Annotated in this window: 14 protein-coding genes; 10 read left to right on the top strand and 4 right to left on the bottom strand. The window is 44.4% G+C overall.

Annotated features, from left to right (window positions below):
* Positions 1 to 28: 28 nt before the first annotated feature.
* Positions 29 to 1135 carry a tRNA nucleotidyltransferase/poly(A) polymerase-related protein gene (locus F461_RS0114150; RefSeq protein WP_026364784.1) on the bottom strand — a complete coding sequence of 369 codons (1107 nt, stop codon included), beginning with the start codon at positions 1133 to 1135 and terminating at the stop codon, positions 29 to 31.
* Between the two features lie 72 nt (positions 1136 to 1207).
* On the opposite strand from F461_RS0114150, the gene F461_RS18005 reads away from it, so the two are divergent.
* The 3 genes from F461_RS18005 to F461_RS0114135 all read left to right on the top strand — a co-directional run bounded on the left by F461_RS18005 (position 1208) and on the right by F461_RS0114135 (position 9652).
* Positions 1208 to 2098, top strand: coding sequence for a biotin--[acetyl-CoA-carboxylase] ligase (locus F461_RS18005; RefSeq protein WP_020001816.1), 891 nt, complete (start codon positions 1208 to 1210; stop codon positions 2096 to 2098).
* A 62-nt stretch (positions 2099 to 2160) separates the two neighbouring features.
* The gene (locus tag F461_RS0114140) at positions 2161 to 5868 is read left to right on the top strand and encodes a pyruvate carboxylase (RefSeq protein WP_020001815.1); all 3708 of its coding nucleotides are present in this window, start codon (positions 2161 to 2163) and stop codon (positions 5866 to 5868) included.
* Positions 5869 to 6076: 208 nt separating this feature from the next.
* The gene (locus F461_RS0114135; RefSeq protein ID WP_020001814.1) at positions 6077 to 9652 is read left to right on the top strand and encodes a PEP/pyruvate-binding domain-containing protein; all 3576 of its coding nucleotides are present in this window, start codon (positions 6077 to 6079) and stop codon (positions 9650 to 9652) included.
* A 212-nt stretch (positions 9653 to 9864) separates the two neighbouring features.
* Here the strand turns inward: F461_RS0114135 and yihA are convergent, their stop codons facing one another.
* Positions 9865 to 10596: a ribosome biogenesis GTP-binding protein YihA/YsxC gene (gene yihA / locus F461_RS18000; RefSeq protein ID WP_081662873.1), complete on the bottom strand. Its 732-nt coding sequence runs from the start codon at positions 10594 to 10596 to the stop codon at positions 9865 to 9867.
* A gap of 133 nt (positions 10597 to 10729) precedes the next feature.
* Between yihA and F461_RS0114125 the strand changes: the two genes are divergently transcribed.
* From F461_RS0114125 to lolA, 4 genes are all read left to right on the top strand, one after another.
* Positions 10730 to 11185, top strand: coding sequence for a type II 3-dehydroquinate dehydratase (locus F461_RS0114125; RefSeq protein WP_020001812.1), 456 nt, complete (start codon positions 10730 to 10732; stop codon positions 11183 to 11185).
* A 44-nt stretch (positions 11186 to 11229) separates the two neighbouring features.
* Positions 11230 to 11793, top strand: coding sequence for an elongation factor P (gene efp, locus F461_RS0114120; protein ID WP_020001811.1), 564 nt, complete (start codon positions 11230 to 11232; stop codon positions 11791 to 11793).
* Between the two features lie 217 nt (positions 11794 to 12010).
* The gene (locus F461_RS0114115) at positions 12011 to 14383 is read left to right on the top strand and encodes a DNA translocase FtsK (protein WP_020001810.1); all 2373 of its coding nucleotides are present in this window, start codon (positions 12011 to 12013) and stop codon (positions 14381 to 14383) included.
* A 14-nt stretch (positions 14384 to 14397) separates the two neighbouring features.
* Entirely contained in the window at positions 14398 to 15030 is a 633-nt protein-coding gene (gene lolA / locus F461_RS17995) for an outer membrane lipoprotein periplasmic chaperone LolA (RefSeq protein WP_020001809.1), read from the top strand.
* 52 nt (positions 15031 to 15082) lie between these two features.
* On the opposite strand, the gene F461_RS19595 is transcribed toward lolA, so the two are convergent.
* Complete coding sequence (locus F461_RS19595) at positions 15083 to 16966, bottom strand: pseudouridine synthase (RefSeq protein ID WP_020001808.1); 1884 nt, start codon at positions 16964 to 16966, stop codon at positions 15083 to 15085.
* Between the two features lie 3 nt (positions 16967 to 16969).
* Positions 16970 to 17572 (bottom strand): sulfurtransferase-like selenium metabolism protein YedF, encoded by a 603-nt coding sequence (yedF, locus tag F461_RS0114100; RefSeq protein WP_020001807.1) that lies wholly within the window; start codon positions 17570 to 17572, stop codon positions 16970 to 16972.
* Between the two features lie 121 nt (positions 17573 to 17693).
* Between yedF and F461_RS0114095 the strand changes: the two genes are divergently transcribed.
* The 3 genes from F461_RS0114095 to F461_RS17990 are packed head-to-tail and all read left to right on the top strand — an operon-like array spanning position 17694 to position 21022.
* Positions 17694 to 19460: an ABC transporter ATP-binding protein gene (locus F461_RS0114095; RefSeq protein WP_020001806.1), complete on the top strand. Its 1767-nt coding sequence runs from the start codon at positions 17694 to 17696 to the stop codon at positions 19458 to 19460.
* Positions 19460 to 20092: a lysophospholipid acyltransferase family protein gene (locus F461_RS0114090; RefSeq protein WP_020001805.1), complete on the top strand. Its 633-nt coding sequence runs from the start codon at positions 19460 to 19462 to the stop codon at positions 20090 to 20092. Before F461_RS0114095 ends, F461_RS0114090 begins: the two co-directional genes overlap by 1 nt.
* Positions 20093 to 20143: 51 nt before the next feature.
* On the top strand, positions 20144 to 21022 hold the full coding sequence (locus tag F461_RS17990; protein ID WP_020001804.1) for a lysophospholipid acyltransferase family protein: 879 nt from the start codon (positions 20144 to 20146) through the stop codon (positions 21020 to 21022).
* Positions 21023 to 21256: the final 234 nt, after the last annotated feature.

The following is a 21256-nucleotide window of genomic DNA, read 5'->3' as shown; positions in this document are numbered from 1 at the left end:
GAATAAACCTAGAAGTAAGGAAAAACATTTAAGGCTGCATTGAACTCAATGCCATGCACCGGAGCTCTCGCAAACGCCTGCCAGACTCGGCTCCTAAATTCTGCTGTTCAGGAGGTAAAGAAACTGAAAGTAAAACTTTGAGCTCTTCCTGTGCTTGAGGCAGGTAATTTACACCAGAGTCGGCCTCAACCATCATAAAAAATGATTTAAAAATACGCTGGTTATGAAGCGAATAAAGTAGGTCAACCTTCGTACCAGGCCGAAGTACGGAATACCGAGCTCCCTTCATGTGCTGTCGTGCCGCTACTGCACCTGCTCTAATTAGATGCGCCGAAAGCTTAAGACGTTTTCCTAAACATACCGCCAGTTGTTCACCACTTTTTTCATGGCCAATGTGACGTGGAAGAATTTCTTTTTTAGTTTCCTGTTTTCCTAAATCATGACAAAGCGCCATATAACGTGCAGTTACATCATTTTTGCAATAATTAACGGTGTTCACAATATGTGCAAGGCAGTCGCCATGATGGTAGGGTATAGGTCCGGCAGGTACTGAAGACATACAGCTCAACTCTGAAAACCATGGAGTTAGACATTTTGCTTCATCCAAAATGTGTAAAAATCTCCCCGGTTGAATGGAAGACAGAGCTTTTAAAAGTTCTGCACCTACACGTTCCGGAGTTAAATGCTCTAACAATCCCAGTTCAGCCACATACCTCATCCGTGCAAGAGTACCGGGGTGCACAGTAAAATCTGGTAAATCTGCTGCAAAGCGCGCTACACGAAAAACACGAAGCGGATCTTGAATAAATGCAGTTTCTGATGCATGGCGAAGTATTTTTTTTTCAAGATCATGCAACGTTTGTGGCAAAGAGTAGAGGCGCGCAGCATCATCCAACGCTAAGGCATTGATCGTAAGATCTCGAAAGGTAAGATCTTCTTCAATTGTTTTACCTCGTATGGGGGCGTACTCGATACCGTGAAGAATGCAGATGCCAAAATCATTTCCAGCCTTGCGCGCTGTGGGATTGCAGCTTATAAAATCATTAACGGTTCCTGAGAATACAAAGTCATATTCTTTAGGAGAGATACCAAGCAACATATCTCGCACAGCGCCACCAACTAAATAAAATTTCATCTCTTTGTCATACTGCATGCAAAGAAAGTTTCCAAGAAAAACCTATCCGGTTATTGAACGTACGGACAATCTATGCACACCTGCTTTGTTTTACATAATGAAATTCCTGATGTTGTTTCCGGAATCACCCCCGAAGAAATGGCGAATTCCCATATCTGCTGGGAGTCCTTAAAAAAACAATCGTGGGAAAAATCTTGCTTTGGCAACCTGTCCATGCACAGCTCCATCTTGCCATATTTCCCAGCAAACATATATTTATGTGGAGAATGCAGTTCAGCATTAGATGTGGCACGTATTTTACATGAAAAAGAGCTACTTGAAGAATGGGATTCCGTTTTAGCACTACGGCAGCAGAGTGGCCGTGGACAATTGCGGCGCGCGTGGGATTCACCGGAAGGTAATATTTATGCTGCAATGCGGCTACCCGCGACAGGTTTTTTCGCTAATGAGCTTGGTTCATTGGTTATTGGATTGCTGTTAGCAAGTGCATTGCAAAAATTAGATTATAATGCACATATAAAGTGGCCTAATGATATTTTAGTAGATGATAAAAAAATTGGCGGTATTCTGTTGGAAGAGAGGTCAGGTGTATTAGTGGCCGGGATTGGGCTGAACGTCCATTCACACCCTCCAACAGAACGTTTGCGGAACGAATGGGCTGTTCCTGCAGACTGTTTGTGCAAAAAAGAACAACCAGTGCCGGTATTACAGCTGTGGCAGACACTTGTAGACTACATGCATTTTTGCTACAACTCACTGGTTGTTCAGTATACTACCGCGAAATTAATTTCGAGTGTTGAAAAACAACTTGCTTGGCTGGGGCGAAATGTATGGATCCATGGAAGTGATCTAATCAATCGGTCGGGCAGGATAATGGGTATTTCTCAAGATGGTGGTCTTCGGATCCGTCAAAAAAACGGCGAGAAGATCATCCATTCCGGTAGTATTTCCCTCCACCCGTGATTAGTTCACCCGATGGGTTATTTATTTGCAAAATGTCACCGACGCTGCATAACGAGGATTGAATGGCGATTAAGACGTTTAAACAGATTTTGGAAGAAGTGAAAGGCAAACCAATTTTGGTTGCTAACAGGGGCATTCCTGCCCGTCGTATTTGTCGCTCAATTCGCGAGCGTTTTGATGCTGTAGCTATAATGACGGCTACAGATATTGATAAAACGTCTCCTGCCGCATCAGCCGCTCAAGAACTTCTTTTACTTGGTTCTGACCCTCGAGCGTACCTTGATATTGACAGAATTATTAGTCTGGCAAAAAAACGCGGCGTAGTTGCTATTCACCCGGGTTGGGGCTTTGCCTCTGAAGATCACAAATTCCCGACAAGATGTGCCGAAGAAGGCATCATCTTTATTGGTTCCACAGCGGAGTCAATGAACCTGCTTGGTAACAAAGTACAGGTTCGTTCTCTTGCACAAAAACTTGGTGTACCTGTTGTACCGGGTTCCGAAGGTTCTGTGGATATTCCAACCGCACGTAAATTCTGCGATGAAATCGGCTTCCCGATTATGCTCAAAGCAGAAGGTGGCGGTGGAGGCCGTGGTATTTTCTTAATTCAGACTCAAGATGAACTTGAAAGTGCTTTTGTTAAAGCGTCTACAATGGCGCAAGCATCTTTCGGTAACCCACGTCTGTATATCGAAAAATTCCTTGCATCCGCGCGCCATATCGAAATTCAGGTAATCAGCGACAAACACGGAAACGTATTTGCATTTGACGAACGTGATTGCAGTATTCAACGTAACCACCAGAAGCTGGTAGAGATTACTCCATCTCCTTCTGAACTTATTACTCCAGAACTACGTGCTCGACTCAAAGAATATTCACGCAGTCTTATTAAGGCTGTTGGATACGATTCTCTTGCTACAGTTGAATTCCTTGTAACTCCTAACGGCGAACCGTATCTTATTGAGGTCAACACTCGTCTGCAGGTTGAACATGGTATTACTGAAGTGCGTTACGGAATCGACCTTGTAGAAGAGCAAATTGCGGTTGCATTCGGTGCTGAACTCCGTCTTAATGAAGAAGAATTCCCACCGTCCCAGATGGCGATGCAATTACGTATCAACTGCGAAGATCCTCAGGATGATTTTGCACCTAACTGTGGTGTGATATCTCGATACATTTCTCCTGGTGGACCTGGCATCCGTATTGATTCCAACTTATCTGCCGGCTACGACTTCCCGTCTAACTACGACTCTGCGGGTGCACTGCTCATCTCTCATGGCCGTGGTTGGAAAAAAGTTCTGGGAACTATGGAACGTGCTCTTAACGAGTACTCCATTGGTGGTGTTAAAACAACCATCCCGTTCTTTAAGCAGGTGATTCGTCATCCTAAATTTAGAGAGGGTGATTTTACTACCAACTTTATTGGTAACACACCTGAACTGCTCTGTTACACAGATCTGGCTCCTGAAGCTGAACGCCTCTCCAAACTGATTGCAGGAATTTCTGCAAAGGGTTTTAACCCTCATGTGCAGCTTGGTGAATACCGTTCGAAGGATACACCACGTATCGGTGAGTTCAAACCTGTATTACCAAAAATTAAGCTCCCTGTATTAAAGGCTGCGCCTGCTTATCCTCGCGGTGACCGCACCGCGTTGTTAGATTTTGTACGAGACTCAGACTACGTACATTTCTGCGACACTACTCCGCGCGATATCACGCAGTCTAACAGTGGCAACCGATTCCGTCTTGCAGAGGACAGAATTATTGGCCCATACCTTGATAACTGTGGATTCTTCTCTATCGAAAACGGTGGTGGGGCACATTTCCATGTAGCAATGCTTGCCAACATGACGTACCCGTTCACCGAAGCAAAAGAGTGGAACCAGTTTGCTCCTAAGACTCTTAAACAAATCCTTATCCGCTCAACAAACGTTCTTGGCTACAAACCACAGCCACAGAACCTTATGCGGGCAACCGGTGAGATGATTTGTGATCATTACGATGTTATTCGCTGCTTCGACTTCCTGAACCATGTAGAAAACATGCGTCCGTTTGCAGAAGTAGCTTTGAATCGTAACGAAGTAGTCTTTGAACCAGCTATATCTCTTTCATGGGCGAAAGGCTTTGATGTTAAGCACTACCTGTTGGTAACAGAAGCAATTCTTTCAATGGTTGCAGACGTAGCGGGTGTTAGCATACGAAGAGCTTCCGAAATGATTATCCTCGGCCTTAAAGATATGGCGGGTGTATGCCCACCACGCTTTGTGACTGAGCTTATTACTGCAATTCGTAAGCAATGGCCTTCCCTTGTTACCCATTACCACAGACACTGCACTGACGGCCTTTTCGTGCCGACTGTGGGCGCAGCTGCTAAAGCTGGCGCACATATTGTCGATACTGGCATTGGTGCTGCAGTTCGCTGGTATGGACAGGGCGAAGTGCTTTCCACTGCGGCATACATTGAGGAAGAGCTTGGACTCAAGACCAATCTTAATAAAGATATGATCCGTGAGTGTAATTTCGCACTCAAACAGATCATGCCATATTACGACAAATATACTGCACCATTCTTTCAGGGAATTGATCATGATGTTGTACATCATGCGATGCCTGGTGGTGCAACTTCCTCTTCACAGGAAGGCGCATTAAAGCAGGGATATATTCACCTTCTTCCCTACATGCTTAAATTCCTTGCCGGAACCCGGAAAGTTGTACGTTACCATGATGTAACACCTGGTTCCCAAATTACATGGAACACCGCTTTCCTTGCTGTAACCAACGCATATAAACGCGGTGGCGAAGAAGAAGTTCGCTACTTGTTAGAAGTGCTTGAATACGTTACCAAGTTCGAAGAACGTGAATTGAGTGACGAAATGAAAGAAGCGCGTCTTGCTATCTATCAAGATAGTAATGATGCATTCCGGGATCTGCTCCTTGGTAAATTTGGTAAACTACCACTAGGCTTCCCTGCAGACTGGGTATACCAGAGTGCTTTTGGATCAGCAGAGTGGAAACATGCCATTGCAACCCGCACTGAAGCGTCTCCATTAACAACGTTGGAAGACCTTAACCTTGCGGCTGAGGAAACAGATTTCATTAGTCAGATCCGTCGTAAGCCAACAGACGAGGAATTTATTATGTTCCTCAACCATCCGGCTGACGCTCTCAAGACTGTCCGATTTAAACGAGACTTTGGCAACCCGAACAACATTCCGCTTGATGTCTGGTTTGAAGGGCTTGAAACCGGTAGAGAACTGCACTTTGTTGATGATAACGCAAAGCCGCATTCAATGACCATTCTGCACATTTCTGCACCAGCTAACAACGGAAAGTGCGTTGTGCGGTATGTTCTTGACTCGGATATTATGAGTTACGACGTTCAGGTGGCAACACCACAAGAAGAGGAACATGCTGGAAGCGAAAAAGCTGATCCAAACAATCCTCTTCATATAGCTGCGCCATCAAATGGCGATCTCTGGATAATGTATGTTAATCCGGGTGATGTAGTTAAAAAGGGTGAAGAACTCTTCAACGTTTCCATTATGAAACAGGAAAAAGCAGTCGTAAGCCCAGCAGATGCTATGGTTAAACGTGTACTCAAAACTGCTGACTACAAAGATACCAAAATGATGGTTCCGGTTAAAGAGGGCGACCTGCTTATTGAGCTTGGTCCAATCCCACGCCGATGCAGCAACGAGGCTTGCCAGAAGCCTCTCTCCATGGAAGGCATGGCATTCTGCCCCTTCTGTGGTGAAAAACTGGAAGCGTAGATGGGTCTCATGTTTCGGCATGAGTAAGGATTAGAGAATATGGAGAGTCCCGAGTGGGACTCTCCATTAAATAACCACCGTGTAGGTATTGCCTATAAAAAAAGTTGTTTATCAAAATCTAATTCTAACGATGGGCGTAGAGTATTTACTCTATAAGTTATAGTTTCCGGTTTTTTAAAGTGATAAGTCCTTCCAGGAGGAAAGACTGATGGCCAAGAAAAAGGCTGACGATTCCAAGAGTGTTAAAGCACAAGCGACTAAGATTGTAGAACTTCAAAAAAAATTAGTTCTTACAGGTGCAGATATTGTAGCCATTGGCGAAGAAGCAGAGCTTCTTGTTGGTGGTAAAAACTACAACACCGCTATTATTAGTCAGGTTGACGGTATTCGGGCTCCGCAATTTCGTGCAATCTCTTCCATAGCCTTCCACCAGCTCATGGATGAAACGAAAGTGAACGCTTCACTTGTTCGCTCCATGGTTGACAAAGAGTACAACCGAATTGACTGGAATGACCCTGAAATTAACAAAGACCCTGAGTTCTTGCAGAAGTTTGTACGAAACATCGCTAAAGAAATTCGCGCTGAAGCTGAAGCTGAAGGCACTCAGAACACCCTTAAGACTAGAACCTTTGTAAACAACGTTGTTGAGGGTTTTGCTACTTCTCCAGAAGGAATTGACCAGCTTCGCAAACGTTCAGTACTGGTTCAGGCCGGCATCCTCTCTGTAGTGTTGCCTGACAGTGTAACCGGTTGCGTACGAGATGCGTACAACGCAATCTGCAAAGAAGCGGGGCTTGAAGACGTTCCTGTAGCAGTCCGATCATCCGCGGCTGGCGAAGATTCTCGCAAAAAAGCATTTGCAGGTCTTCAGGATACGTACCTGAACATCGTTAGCGAAAACAGATGTGTTGAAGCGTACCATTGGGATTGCGCGTCTGCGTATAACCTTCGCTCAATGACCTACCGTCGTGAAGCCATTCTGGATGCAATGGCGCGTGCAGAAGCAACCGGCGACAATTCGATTGCGATTAAAGCAAAAGAAGAATGGGCCATTGAAAATACATCACTTTCTGTTTGTATTATGCGCATGATTAACCCTGTTATATCCGGTACTGCATTCTCCGCAGATACTGCAACAGGTTGTCGCGGCACAGACAGAAAAGACCTTGTTTCCATTGATGCTAGTTACGGTCTCGGCGAGGCAGTAGTTGGCGGTATGGTAACCCCTGATAAATTCTACGTGTTCCAGCGCGACGATAAACAAGAAGTTGTTATTCGTCAGATGGGTTGCAAAGACAAAAAAATTGTCTACGAAGCAAAGGGTGGCACCAAAATGGTGGATGTTCCTGACCTCGAAGCATTCCGTTGGTCACTTTCACTTGCACAGGCAGAAGAAGTAGCGCGTGGCGTTCGTGGCATTTCAATTGCTTACGGCGGCATGATCATGGATACAGAATTTTGTATTGATGACGCTGATAGACTCTGGTTTGTTCAGGCTCGTCCAGAAACCCGCTGGAATGAAGAATTTGAACTTCATCCAGATACTATTTTCATGCGCCGTCTTGAGGTGGATGAAAAAGCAGCAGCAAATGCAGAAGTTATCTTAGAAGGTAACGGTGCATCTCGCGGTGCAGGACAAGGACGTGTAAAATATCTCCGTTCAGCACTTGAACTGAACAAAATTATTAAAGGTGATATTCTGGCAGCAGAACGTACCGACCCTGACATGGTTCCGGGCATGCGTATTGCTTCTTCTATTCTTGCAGACGTCGGTGGTGACACCAGTCACGCTGCTATCACCTCTCGAGAACTTGGTATTCCGGCAATCATTGGTATCCAGCGTCTTGAAGTTCTTCGCAACCTTGATGGCGAAGAGATTACAGTTGATGGTACTCGTGGCAAAGTATATCGCGGTCTACTTCCTCTAAAAGAGGTTGGCGGCGAAATGAATCTTGCAAAGCTGCCTGAAACCAAGACCAAAGTTGGCCTTATTCTCGCCGACGTAGGTCAATCTCTTTTCCTTTCCAGACTTAGAAATGTAACCGATTTCGAGGTTGGTCTGCTCCGTGCAGAGTTCATGCTCGGCAACATATCCATCCACCCGAAAGCACTTGAAGCTTACGATTCCGGAGAACTAGAACGAGTAGTTGCTAGCAAAGTGCACGAGTTGGAAAGTCAGCTTACAAAAGTGCTTCGTGAACAGCTTGCTCTGGGTATTGTTGGTGTAGACTTCAACCTTCGTGAGTACGTAGGTCACCTAACCGGTCTTTCCGAAGAAATTGAAAAGCTTACCGAAAATGAACAGCCACGCGGCACCGACGAAGTACTTGCAGTACACCGTCGCATGCGTGAACTTGATCATAAGCTTGATGCATACATGGAAACGGCAACACGTCGATTTGATGTCCTCAAGACTTCTGAAAACCTTGAAGACCACATTTCTGCTGTTATGGGCTTCTCTGATGAACTGATGAAGCTCACCGGAACAGATCCGGAAAGCACTCGACGCAAGGCTGAAATTGATGCATCAGTGAAAGCGCTTACAGCCAAGGCAGCCACAGATCCTGTAGTTATGGACGTAATCCAAAAAGTACAGCAGGTTCGTGTAGAGGTTGCTCTCACTTCCGGCTTAGAAAAAGAAATCCGTGACATGCGCAGTATTCCAGAAAATATCCGCACCATTATTAAATCACGCGGATACCGTTCTGGTAAAGAACATTACGTACAGACCCTCTCACAGGGACTCGCACTGTTCGCAATGGCATTCTATGGAAAAGACATTATCTACAGAACCACCGACTTCAAATCCAATGAGTACCGCAACTTGCTTGGCGGTTCTTTGTTTGAACACTTCGAAGATAACCCAATGCTTGGCTACCGTGGTGTTTCCCGTAACATCCACGATTGGGAAATCGAAGCTTTCAAACTTGCTCGTGGCGTGTACGGCGGAACCAATCTGCAGATTATGCTTCCATTTGTCCGTACACTTGAAGAAGGTAGAGCAATGCGCCGCTACCTCGAGCAGGTGCACAAACTCAAGCGTGGCGAAGATGGTCTCAAAATCATCCTCATGTCTGAGATCCCAAGTAACGCTATTCTTGCAAAACAGTTTATTCAGGAATTCGACGGATTCTCCATCGGCTCCAACGATATGACTCAGATGGTTCTGGCAACTGACCGAGATAATGCAAGTCTTTCCCACATCTACGATGAAGAAGATCCTGCTGTTATCTGGGCAATTCTTTGTACCATCTTCACTGGTCAGAAATACGGTAAAAAAGTTGGCTTCTGCGGTCAGGGTGTTTCAAACAGCACCGTGCTTCGTGGTCTTGTTGCCATTGCTGGAATTGTATCTGCGTCAGTAGTACCAGACACATACTTCCAGACAAAAATGGACATGGCTGAGATAGAGCAGGAGAACATTAAAACCGAACAGCTCGGTCAGTGGCTTGGTGACAAGTACCTTCAGAAAATTCGTGTTCTGTTAAATGAAAATGGATACGGACATATTCTCAAGAAGTACAAAAACGCTCAGGACATCCTCGATTGGTATGAAGGTGAAATTGCTCGTTTACATGAGCAGCTTCGCGAATCTATCGAAACTCCTAAAGAAAAATTCTACCGTCAGGAACTGGAACAATTCCGTGCGAAGTTCCACAAACCTGTAATTTATGCAGGCTGGAACTGGGAACAGACGGTTCTTGACGCTCTCCACCAAGCCGGCTTCGCTAGCTTTGAAGAGCAAGCTGTTGCTCTTGAAGCACAGCGCAAGAAAAAATGGTAGAGTAACAATTGGTTAACTAAAGTGTAGTGGGGGGCATATGCAACAGCATATGTCCCCTTTACTATCTCTGTTCTGATAAAAGCTCTATCTAACCGCAATCTCACCATACGGTCATAAAAAAAGTGAGCCCGCAATATGCGAACTCACTTGAATATTTCTTGCATTCCGAGGGAAAGCAACGTACCAAAATTAAAGAAAAGCCTTTACAGCCGCTACTTTTTCTTCTTTTTCTTATTAGAAGGAGTAGCTTTTTTTGTTTTTGCCTTAGGGCTAGCGTTCTCACGTTTTTCAGCACGAGCAACGCGTTGTGCTTTTTTCTCAGCTCTGGCTTTTTTCACTTCCGCATCAATTCGGGCAAACTCTTCTGGATCCATCGCATGTTCTGCAAATGCATGCCAGATCTTGTCGAGGCCTAATCCGGATGAAGCTGAAGACATAATGGGTCTAATTCCGCCAAGGAGTTTTGCCCATTCATTTTGTTTTGCATCGCGCTCACGCTGCTTACACTTATCACATTTCGTGAGAATTGGGATAAGTGGCAGATCAATCTGCCGGGCATAGCTAGTCAGCTCGATATCAATTTGCTGTGGCGGAACGCGACTGTCGATAAGAACTGCGAGAGCTTTGAGTCCCGGAGTGGAAATGAGGTACTGATTAATAAGCTCAGCCCATTTCTGGCGATCTGCTTTAGAAACCTTCGCGTAACCGTAGCCTGGAAGATCTACAAGATAGTATTGCCAAGGTTCAACTTTATAAAAGTTGATTGATTGGGTTTTGCCAGGTGTAGAACTAATGCGGGCGAGATTTTTTCGTCCTGCTAACGCATTGATAAGAGAAGACTTACCAACATTGGAGCGTCCTGCAAGAGCAATTTGCGGAACCTCAATTTCTTGAAGTTGTTCGAGCGTATATATTGTGTCTTCTAAAATAAGATTTGGTTGCATGAGGGGCCTTTGGTAATAGTTAATAAAGGCAACGCCAAGCTTGACAACAAGCAGCGCTTTGGAAAATATTACCCGTTTGTTTCCACCATTCCTAATGGTATAACAGCAATGTGTAAAGACAAAGGGAGTACGCATGCCCGGTTACAACATATTGGTTCTTAATGGTCCTAACTTAGGAGCACTAGGAAAACGCCAGCCGGAAATCTATGGTAGCAGCACCATGGATATTTTACCCGAACTGGTATTGCAGGTGCTTGGAAAAAATAGCCAACGCGTTTCCCTTGAATTTTATCAAAATAATTCAGAAGGCAAACTGATTGATCGCATTGAACAAGCAAGAGAAGAAGGGATTGACGGCATAGTGCTTAATGCTGGTGCCTACACCCACACTAGCCTTGCTTTAGCAGATTGTCTTGCCTGGATTGAATTGCCCGTGGTGGAGGTACATTTAAGCAATGTACTTGCTCGCTCCGAACCAACGCGGCAAAAAAGTTTTATTGGTCGACATGTCATTGGTGTTATTGCAGGTTTCGGCATGATGAGTTACGCACTTGCCGTGCAGGCACTGTTTCAGCACCTTGAAAATTAGAATTTAATTTTCCGGTTACCCATCGGAACTACTTGGAGGAATACATGTTCTCAACCACTGATTTTAAACGTGGTCTTAAAATCCTTTTAGACGGCACCCCATACGAAATTGTAGAATTTCAGCACTTTAAACCGGGCAAAGGCGGTGCTATGATCCGCACAAAGCTGCGCAACCTTCTTACAGGCCGCGTAGTTGATAACACCTTCCGTTCCGGTGAAAAAGTTGGTCGTCCGGATATTGAACATGCTGCAATGCAGTACCTCTACATGGAAGGTGACAACCTTGTTCTGATGGACCTCGGTTCTTACGAACAGCACTACATGAGCACCGAAAAATCTGATGGTGCAGAAAACTTCCTTAAAGACGGTCAGGAAGTAAAAGTAATGCTCTACAATGGTGAACCACTTATTCTGGAACTTCCTGCAGCTCTTGTATTCGAAGTAACCCACACCGAACCAGGTGCAAAAGGTGACACGGTTTCCAACGTTACAAAACCAGCTACCATTGAAACAGGTCTGGAAGTAAACGTTCCTCTGTTCATCAACATTGGTGATAAAATCAAAATTGATACTCGTACTCGTGAGTACCTTGGTCGCGAAAACTCATAAGTTTACGCACCCGAACTGTATAAAAAAACGCGTTTTATTTTAAACGCGTTTTTTTTATGCTATTTTACAAATGCAAAATATTGTTCATATAAACACATTGAAAAATATGCTGTTGATTGCATTCCGTAATATGACTACAGTACACCAAGGTTATCAGATTCGTGGCGAACTAACTGGTTAGCATTTCTATTTGTATCTGATTATTTTCTGTTATTAATTGGTAGCACTCCTACTGGAGGATGGTATTACGAATACGCAACGTATAACTCGCGAACTTTTTTCTTTATTCATCACATTCTGGGGCATTTTACTTACTATCAGCCTCGTGACATTTAGTCAGGCTGACCCAAGCCTCAATCATATCGTAAGTTCGCCTAAAACTATTCATAACGCTGCTGGTCTTTTTGGAGCATATCTTTCAGGACTTCTGGTCGATATGCTCGGGCTGACCTCGTACCTTTTAGCTCTGGGATTTCTTGCATCCGGCATTCGCTGTTTTTTTGCAAAAATTTGCATTGAGTGGTGGAGGTGGTTCGGCTTATTTTTATTCAGCCTCAGTGTTTGCTCACTAAGTTCTGCCGCACCATTAAATATTGGAGAAATCCTAGGCGGAGGTTTACTGGGTGACGTGCTGTTTGGTGTTACATGGTATTATTTACGGCCAATCGGCAGCACATTACTTTGGATTTTTATAACACTATGTGCAGTGCAACTCATCATGGGTGGCACGTGGGCTGGCCTGTTTGCATGGCTCACAAAACTTAGTGGTAATATTAAAAAGCCATCACTCAAAAAAACGATTACAACCAAAAAGAAAACAAAGATTAAAAAAACATCTGAAGTTAGCAATGAGAAAAAAGCTCGGCGCTCTCTCTTTGGCAAAAAAACTGAAGCCCCTGATGCAGCCTCGTCATCTATTTGTGTCCCATCGAAAAACAATGAACCAGAAATTTGGGATGAAATAGCTTCAACGGGCGCAATCTCCAATGAATTCAGCTCCGTCATTATTGATGAACCTGTAAAATCAACCGAAGAAGAAACATCATTAATTGGAGAGGGTAATCCTTTTGAGGATGGTCTTGATTTCCCCGAAGCAAAAAGGGGAACTACCAAGAAAAGCAAAAAAGTTTCGTTGCCCGTGCTTGACCTCTTCACCAACAGTAATGACGATATTGAAAAAACTCCGCGTGAAGTATTGGAGACGAAAGGGCGTCTTGTTATGGAGTGCCTTGAAGACTTCAACGTGCAAGGCGAACTGCAACGCATTACTCCCGGCCCAGTTGTCACCATGTTTGAAGTTAAACCGGCACCAGGAGTTAAAGTAAGCAAAATTGCAAATTTATCTAACGATATAGCAATGGCATTGAGTGCCGTTTCTGTACGAATCCAAGCTCCGATTCCGGGAAAGGATACAGTCGGTATCGAAATACCAAATGAAATCAGAGAGTTGGTTTCTTTACGAGAACTTTTTGCGTCAGAAACGTTTATCAACTCAAAAGATCCGCTTACTTTGGCTATCGGTAAAGATATTTCCGGCATACCCTTTACATCAGACTTGGCAAAAATGCCTCACTTGCTTGTTGCGGGTGCAACCGGTCAGGGTAAAAGTGTTTTTATCAACTCAGTGCTGATGAGTTTACTGTTTAAAACCACACCAGACTCACTTCAATTGCTGCTTATTGACCCAAAACGTATTGAGCTTGCAGTTTATGCGGATTTACCGCACTTAGTGCACCCTGTTGTGACTGATATGTCTCAGGCTAAGAATGCGCTGGACTGGGCAGTACATGAAATGGACAAACGTTACGAAGCCATGTCCCGCATGGGTGTTCGTAACGTTTTGAGTTATAATGCTAAATTAAAGCAATTGGGTGATGACAGACCGGAAAATCTGATAGACCTACAGCCAATACCATACTTAGTTATCATCATCGATGAACTTGCAGACCTTATGCTAACCGCAGCAAAAGAAGTTGAAACCAGTATTGTTCGACTTGCTCAGCTTGCCCGAGCAGCAGGTATTCACCTTATCCTTGCAACGCAGCGTCCAAGTGTTGATGTTGTGACGGGTCTGATTAAAGCTAACTTCCCATGTCGAATATCTTTTCAAGTTACAGGCAAACATGACTCGCGGACGATTCTTGATACAGTCGGTGCGGAGCACTTGCTGGGCAAAGGTGACATGCTATTCAAACCTGGCGGGGGAAGACTCACCCGAATGCATGGAGCATTTGTAAGTGATGATGACGTAATCTCAGTTGTTGCCCATTGGAAAAAACAGCTTCCACCTTCATACAAGGTTGATTTTGTAGAATGGGCAACAGCAGGAACCGGTAATACATCCGGTTCAATGAATGGTGTGGAAAACGGTAACAACAGTACAGCGGATGACCCATTATACGGAGAATGTGTTGCTTTTGTTATTGAAAATGGCAAAGCATCTATTTCTCTTATCCAACGTCGATTCAGAATTGGCTTTAATAAAGCAGCCCGTTTTGTTGAACAAATGGAGCAAGACGGGATCGTTGGACCAGCTGACGGGAGCAAGCCACGAACAGTGCTTGCCAAAAAAGAGCAACCAACAGGATAGAAATAGGACGCTATATGAATCGTAGTCTCATAACATTTGTGCTAAGTTTTTGTCTTTTTTTTACCACCGCAGGAATTGCAAACGCGGGGCTCGAATGTCTCACAAAGTCTTACGGAAAAGCACAAACAGTTGCGGCCGACTTTGTACAAACCCTTATTCATAAGGACAGCGGTGAAAAAGACGTTCGAACTGGAAATTTTGTTATCAAACGCCCCCAACTTGTACGCTGGGTAACAGACAAACCGTTTAGTGAACTACTTATCGTAAACAAAGATGCCGTTTGGAATTATCTGAAAGATGAAGAGGTCGTGTACAAGTATCCACGAGAACTTGCAGATGAAAGCCAAAACGCATTACGTTTTTTGCTTGGAGATGCGAAAGTCGACAACGACTTTTATGTAGAAGATGGCGAAGAAAAAGGTAATTATCTTCTTTTTCCTAAAGAACCGACAGCCAACCTCACCGAAGCAAAAATTTGGGTCGATGAATCATCTGGTATCATAACACGACTTCGCATTATCGATTTTTATGGAAACATAAATGACATCACGTTTAAAAACGTTACATTAAATGCTCCCGTTAATAATCTAGTCTTCAACTTTACTCCGCCTAACGGCGTTGATCTTGAAGACAATACAAAAAAATAAAAAAAAGCGAGTGGAAATTCCACTCGCTTTTTCATTTACTAACTAAGTTAAACTATTTGCTAAGACCAGTCGCCTCATACAATTGAGCAAGTTCTTCTTGGGTCAACTCGCGGCTTTCGCCTTTTTCAAGTTCACCAATCTGAATTGGCCCAATCTTCACGCGGTGCAGGTTAAGAATAGTCAACCCGACATCACGGAACATGCGGCGAATCTGACGATTAATCCCCTGAGTTAGCACCATCTCTACACGGGTATTCCCTTCATCATGCGCAAGAACTTTGCATTCAACCGGAGCAAGCTTATCACCTTCTTCCAGTATCATACCGCTACGGAATTTTTCAAGAACCTGTTCCGGAACATCGCCACGCACACGTACACGGTATACTTTATTCTGGTGCCACTTAGGATGTGTGAGTCTATGAGTTAACTCACCATCATTGGTCAATAACAATAAGCCGGTAGAAAAGAAGTCGAGTCGGCCCACTGGGAAGATACGCTTTTCTTTAAACTCTTCTGGAAGGATATCCAGAACAGTAGGGCGGCCTTCTGGATCATTCGCCGTACATACAGTCTGCACTGGCTTATGAAGAAGAACGTACAAAGGTTCAACTTTTTCGGTATCAAAAATAACACGTTCTGCGTTTACTTCCAGCACATCTGAAGTTGGGATAATTTTCAATCCCGGCTCTTCAACTTTTACGCCGTTAACAAACACTACGCCCTGAGTAATCAAGTCGTCAGCAGCGCGACGTGAACAAATGCCGGCAAAAGCTAAAGCTTTATTTATACGCAAAGGCTCATTCAAATTGGGTACGCTTGGCTTTGCAGGTACAAACGGCTTTTTCGCAGGCCGTGGAGGTCGAGTCTCTGCCTTTTTAACCGGAGACTCTGTCCGGTTGTTGCGAGGAGTGCCTTCTGAACTTGCGTCATAACGCATAGGGCGCTTGCCAAAAGCTTCGCTTCCATCACGCTTACCTTCCTGAGGTCGGCTAGGACGGTCACTTCGCCCACGATTTTCAAAGCCACGCTTGGCAGAATCACGTCGGTCATGTCTATCAGATAAAGGACGACTGGGACCTCGGCGATCAGAAGATTCAAAACGGCCACGGTTGTCACGACCACCACGAGAATCTTCATGACGGTTATCACGCTGGCGGTCTCCGCCACGAAAATCACGGTCTGGACGACGGGAATCAGAACGATCGGAACGAGTAAAGCCAGTACGGCGATTCTCGTCACGTTCAACTGGACGCCCCTTAAAGCCATCACGCTGAGGACGACGCTCTGAACCGGCCTGTTCGCCACGATCATTATGGTTCCAGGACTCACTGCGACCACGTTTCTCAACACGTTCACGAGATTCAAAACGACCACGATTATCGCGGCCACCACGGGAATCTTCACGACGGTTATCACGCTGGCGATCTCCGCCGCCTGTACGGCGGGAGTCAGAGCGCTCTGGGCGACTAAAATCGTTACGCGAACTTGCGTCACGTTCTACCGGATGGCCTTTATATCCGCCTCGCTGTGGACGTCGCTCTGAACCGGACTGTTCGTCACGGGCATTACGACTTCCAGACTCGTTACGTCCACGGTTATCACCACGGCCACGAGATTCAAACTGTCCACGATTATTGCGACTACCACGGCTGTCATCATGGCGAGGGTTTCCTCCACCAGATGGAGCACGCCCCGGCAAGTCGTTATAGGTATTACGTCTACCTTCACCCTCACCATCATCGATAGGCCGGCCCTGATATTTGCCTTTGCTATCGAAGTAAGAGCGTTCGTTACGCTTTTTGGGAGTGCGCTCGTCGTCACGACGATCTGCGTTGTTGCCTGATTGGTTACGTTCGGAACGATCACCAAAGCCAGTCCGACGTCCGCGTCGGTCTTCAGTCTCTTGAGACGAAAATTTTCTATTTTGTTCTGACATATATTATGGTCGTATGACTTTTGCAGCTACCTGCATGCTGGTTACGATATCCAGCATATTTGTGGTTTCGCCCACAGCTTTTTTATCCAGCATGGAAAAATGTTCAAGACATGTTCCACAAACCAGTAGATCTACTCCAGCTGCTTCAAGGGCTTTTAATTCTTCCAAAACATGACTATCCTTAGTCGCAAGGGTAACAGCACCATTGACCATTACAATACGCCACAAAGACTTGCCAAGTTCTGGCAACGTAGCTAAGAAGTTCTTCATCAACTTAGCACCAAGTTCATCATCACCTCTGCCAATAGTGGCAGAAGAAATAAAAACGCATATACTACTGTCGACCGAAGCCAGTTCGTCGTCAGTGAGAACTTCACATGCTTCAACATTTGAAGCTGTGGCCAAAATTCGCCAACCACCTTCAATTTGGTCGGATTTAGCAGAGTATCCCTTTGAAGAAAGGAACCGTACCACGTTATCTTTTGCTGCATCATTATCTACTAATACAGTAAATACAGACGGAGCTTCTTGTTCAATCAAATTTTTGCACTGGATGACAGGCTGCGGGCAGGACAAAGAAAGACAATTTAATTCAGTATTACTCATTGCGAGCCTCCTCTTACTAATAGATACGCAGTCATGCAAGCCGTCAAATCGAAAAAAGTAATATAGTTTCAAAAAACTATCGAATATTTAAATACTAGCCTTTTGTGGAGAAAACTAACCCATGGCAAAATTTAAAAAACTGCCTAAAAACAGCGCAAAACTTCTTAAACGTACACTGCGATACTTTGCTCCTTACAAAGCATCAATAGTTATCTCTCTTATTGCAATGGCAGTAGTGGCCGCGACAACTGGGGCATCCGCATACCTTATCAAACCAGCACTTGATGACATTTTTATCAATAAAAACAGTGAGTATTTGTTACTTATTCCTTTTTTGTACTTCCTTCTTGTCCTCGCAAAAGGGGCAGGGCGGTATTCTCAGAATTACTTTATGACCTACTGCGGCCTTAAGGTGCTTGAACAACTACGCAACGAATTATTCGATAAAATTATCTGCCTTCCACTCAAATTTTATGAAGAACAACAAGTAGGCATGCTTATGTCACGCGTTGTTAACGACGTGGCTGAAATTCGCGGCAGCCTTCCAGCTGTTGTAAAAGGAATACGTCAATTTTTGACTATGGTTGGTTTGCTTTTTGTTGTTTTCTATCAGGATGCCTACCTAGCAACTTGGGCAGTACTTGTTTTACCGCTTGCCTTATTCCCGTTTATCCATTTCGGTAAAAAACTCCGTAAGCTCGGAAAGAAAAACCAAGTTCTTATCTCCGCCATGACTACATTCCTTCAAGAAAAGTTTAGCGGGATTCGTGTAGTTAAAGCCTTTGCAAATGAAGAGGGTGAAAAAGCCGGTTTCCGTATTGAAAACAGCCGTATTGCTAAGCTTGCCCTTAAACAGACAATCGTCGGTCAAATGTCTTCGCCGATTATGGAACTAATTGGTGCACTCGGTATAGGTTTAGTTATCTGGTACGGTGGTTCACAGGTAATTACAGGCGAACAGACCGCAGGCACATTTTTCTCCTTCGTTGCAGCACTTGTCATGCTGTATGATCCGGTAAAAGAGCTCACTTCGGCGAACAATTCATTACAGAAAGCACTTGCAGGCGCTGAACGCGTTTTTGAAATTCTTGATTCTCCAGATATTACGGTAGAGCAGGATGGCACTCAAATACTTGAAGGAGTACATGAAGTTTCCTTTGAGAATGTAACTTTCAGCTATGACGAAAACGGTCAGCCTGCGCTCAAAAATATTAATATTAACATAAAAGAAGGCGAAAAAGTTGCAATCGTTGGCCCAAGTGGTGCCGGTAAAACGACGTTTGTAAACCTTGTGCCGCGTTTTTATGAGCAGCAGGAAGGGCGCATTCTTATTAACGGTATTGATTCCCGAACTCTGACACTCAAGTCATTACGAAAAAATGTTGCAATTGTTTCTCAAGATGCGTTTCTGTTTGACACCTCAATCGCTGATAACATTGCATATTCTTCAGAAGGAAGTTCAAGAGAAGCTATTGAAGAGGCAGCTCGTGCCGCATTTGCGCACGAATTTATTACTGAATTTCCTGATGGGTACGACACCGTTGTCGGCGAACGAGGAGTTCGCCTTTCCGGTGGACAAAAACAGCGCCTCACCATCGCTCGTGCTCTGTTAAAGAATGCACCGTTGCTGATACTTGATGAAGCAACAAGCGCCCTTGATTCTGAGTCCGAAAAAGTAGTCCAGCAAGCACTGGAAAACTTAATGAAAGACCGAACCAGCCTTGTCATTGCACACCGTCTTTCCACCATCATCTCTGCGGATAGAATACTGGTCATGAAAAACGGTCAGGTCGTAGACGAGGGAACTCACGAATCCTTGCTAGCTAATAGCCTTTTATATCAACGACTCTACACATTACAATTTGAAAGGCATGAGGAGATCGCTTAGTGAAGATTCCTTTACCAATTCCCTTTATCTCTTCAACGCTTTTTCATCTGTACAAGATCTGGTGCAAAACACTTCGTTATGAAGAAGTAGGGCGTGAAAGACTGGACGAGCTCTGGGATACAAAGACACCAATGGTTACCTGCCTGTGGCATGATGAATTATTTCCGCTTATGCATGCACGAAGACAGCTTGAAATCATTGCTGTTGTAAGTCAGAGTTCAGACGGAGAAATTCTTGCACAAGTTTTAGAAAAACTTGGCCTTCTTACCAGCAGAGGATCCAGTTCGCGTGGCGGGGTAAAAGCATTGCTGCGAGTAGCTAGAACCATGAAAACATCCGGTCATATAGGCTGTATTACGATCGATGGCCCACGAGGTCCACGCCATGTAGCTAAAGAAGGTGCCGTTTTTATTGCTCACAGAAGCAACGCTAAGATTGTTCCTGTACGGATAGCCATGTCCAAAACGTATATCTTCAAAAAAGCATGGGATCAATTTCAAGTGCCATTACCCTTTTCCAAGGTAAAAATCATTTTTGGTGAACCTTACGATCTAGAAGCAGGAAGCCTTAACGATGAATATCTCGAGAAAGAGCGTAAGCGCCTAGAAGACAAACTTAAAGCTTTACTTTAAGGATAGATTGTGAATCCAATATATTCAGCTATATATACCTTGGGTACAAAAATGACTGTCCACAGTTCTAAGGTGCTTGGGTGTGCCCTTGGCACTCTAATGTGGAACAGCATACCAAAACGAAGAAAACTTGCGATAACAGCTATTCAACGCCATTTAAATGTTGAATATGAAGAAGCAGTTGTTATTGCCAAAAAAAGTTTTATGCATAACTGCCGGTCTTTCTTAGAGTTATTTCTTGTTCCCAAGGTAAACCAGAAATTTATTAATGAACTGGTTGTTCAAGACCCAGAGAATGCATTTTCAACCTGCGTAGCAACAAATTCTCCTATGATTGCTGTCACAGCCCACATGGGCGCCTGGGAAATTATGGCAGGTCTTTTAGGTGAAATTGGTTCTGTAGCCCACAGGGCGCAGCCATTAGTTGTCGTTCGCACCAATAAAAACAAAAACATTAACGAGCTCATTTTCAAACTCCGGGGTGGACGCGGGGCAGTAGTCCTTTCTCACCGAAATGCAGTCTTTGGAGTACTTAGAGCTCTCAAAAGAAAGGGAATCGCAGCCTTTTTGGTCGATCATAACACCAAACGAAAGGAAGCACTCTTTACAGACTTCTTAGGTGAAACAGCTGCTGTAAACTCCGGCCCAGCTTTTTTAGCCCTTAGAGGAAAAGCCATTGTTCTACCAGCATTTCTCGTCAGAAATGAACAGGGTGGATATACATTTATTTTAGAAAAACCTCTCGATACAGAAAGCCTTCAAGGAACACGTGAAGAAAAAATCCAGCAAATTACGAGATTCTACACAGATGCTGTAGAGCGAATCGTGCGCAAATACCCAGAGCAGTGGTTCTGGATGCATAAGCGCTGGAAAACCCAGCCGAAGGCTGGTGATTTTATCCTCCCAAGAAATGATAGCAGTGCTCAATAACAGCACCTTGTTTTCGAGCTCACCGACCTCATGCTAACGCTGCTCCCCAACAAACAATAGATTTGCAGGGGGTAAGCAACCAACAGAAAGGAACTCCTTGAACTAACAATTCAAGGAGTTCCTTTTTCTATTCGAGATAAAAAATAGCACAGCAACACAGTCAGACGCGTCTTTTTTTTAATGACGTAGCCATGTCCCTATTTTTCATAAACAAGCCTTAAAAAGGGCATTGTG

It is taken from the genome of Halodesulfovibrio aestuarii DSM 17919 = ATCC 29578, from assembly GCF_000384815.1.
Lineage (GTDB): Bacteria > Desulfobacterota > Desulfovibrionia > Desulfovibrionales > Desulfovibrionaceae > Halodesulfovibrio > Halodesulfovibrio aestuarii.
This window is presented reverse-complemented; position numbering and strand designations above follow the sequence as displayed.

What these genes read in the sequence shown, in the direction of transcription:
- F461_RS0114150 (WP_026364784.1), bottom strand. Translation starts at nt 1,135, where the DNA reads ATGAAATTTTATTTAGTTGGTGGCGCTGTGCGAGATATGTTGCTTGGT.
- F461_RS18005 (WP_020001816.1), top strand. Translation starts at nt 1,208, where the DNA reads ATGCACACCTGCTTTGTTTTACATAATGAAATTCCTGATGTTGTTTCC.
- F461_RS0114140 (WP_020001815.1), top strand. Translation starts at nt 2,161, where the DNA reads ATGGCGATTAAGACGTTTAAACAGATTTTGGAAGAAGTGAAAGGCAAA.
- F461_RS0114135 (WP_020001814.1), top strand. Translation starts at nt 6,077, where the DNA reads ATGGCCAAGAAAAAGGCTGACGATTCCAAGAGTGTTAAAGCACAAGCG.
- yihA (WP_081662873.1), bottom strand. Translation starts at nt 10,596, where the DNA reads ATGCAACCAAATCTTATTTTAGAAGACACAATATATACGCTCGAACAA.
- F461_RS0114125 (WP_020001812.1), top strand. Translation starts at nt 10,730, where the DNA reads ATGCCCGGTTACAACATATTGGTTCTTAATGGTCCTAACTTAGGAGCA.
- efp (WP_020001811.1), top strand. Translation starts at nt 11,230, where the DNA reads ATGTTCTCAACCACTGATTTTAAACGTGGTCTTAAAATCCTTTTAGAC.
- lolA (WP_020001809.1), top strand. Translation starts at nt 14,398, where the DNA reads ATGAATCGTAGTCTCATAACATTTGTGCTAAGTTTTTGTCTTTTTTTT.
- F461_RS19595 (WP_020001808.1), bottom strand. Translation starts at nt 16,966, where the DNA reads ATGTCAGAACAAAATAGAAAATTTTCGTCTCAAGAGACTGAAGACCGA.
- yedF (WP_020001807.1), bottom strand. Translation starts at nt 17,572, where the DNA reads ATGAGTAATACTGAATTAAATTGTCTTTCTTTGTCCTGCCCGCAGCCT.
- F461_RS0114095 (WP_020001806.1), top strand. Translation starts at nt 17,694, where the DNA reads ATGGCAAAATTTAAAAAACTGCCTAAAAACAGCGCAAAACTTCTTAAA.
- F461_RS17990 (WP_020001804.1), top strand. Translation starts at nt 20,144, where the DNA reads ATGACTGTCCACAGTTCTAAGGTGCTTGGGTGTGCCCTTGGCACTCTA.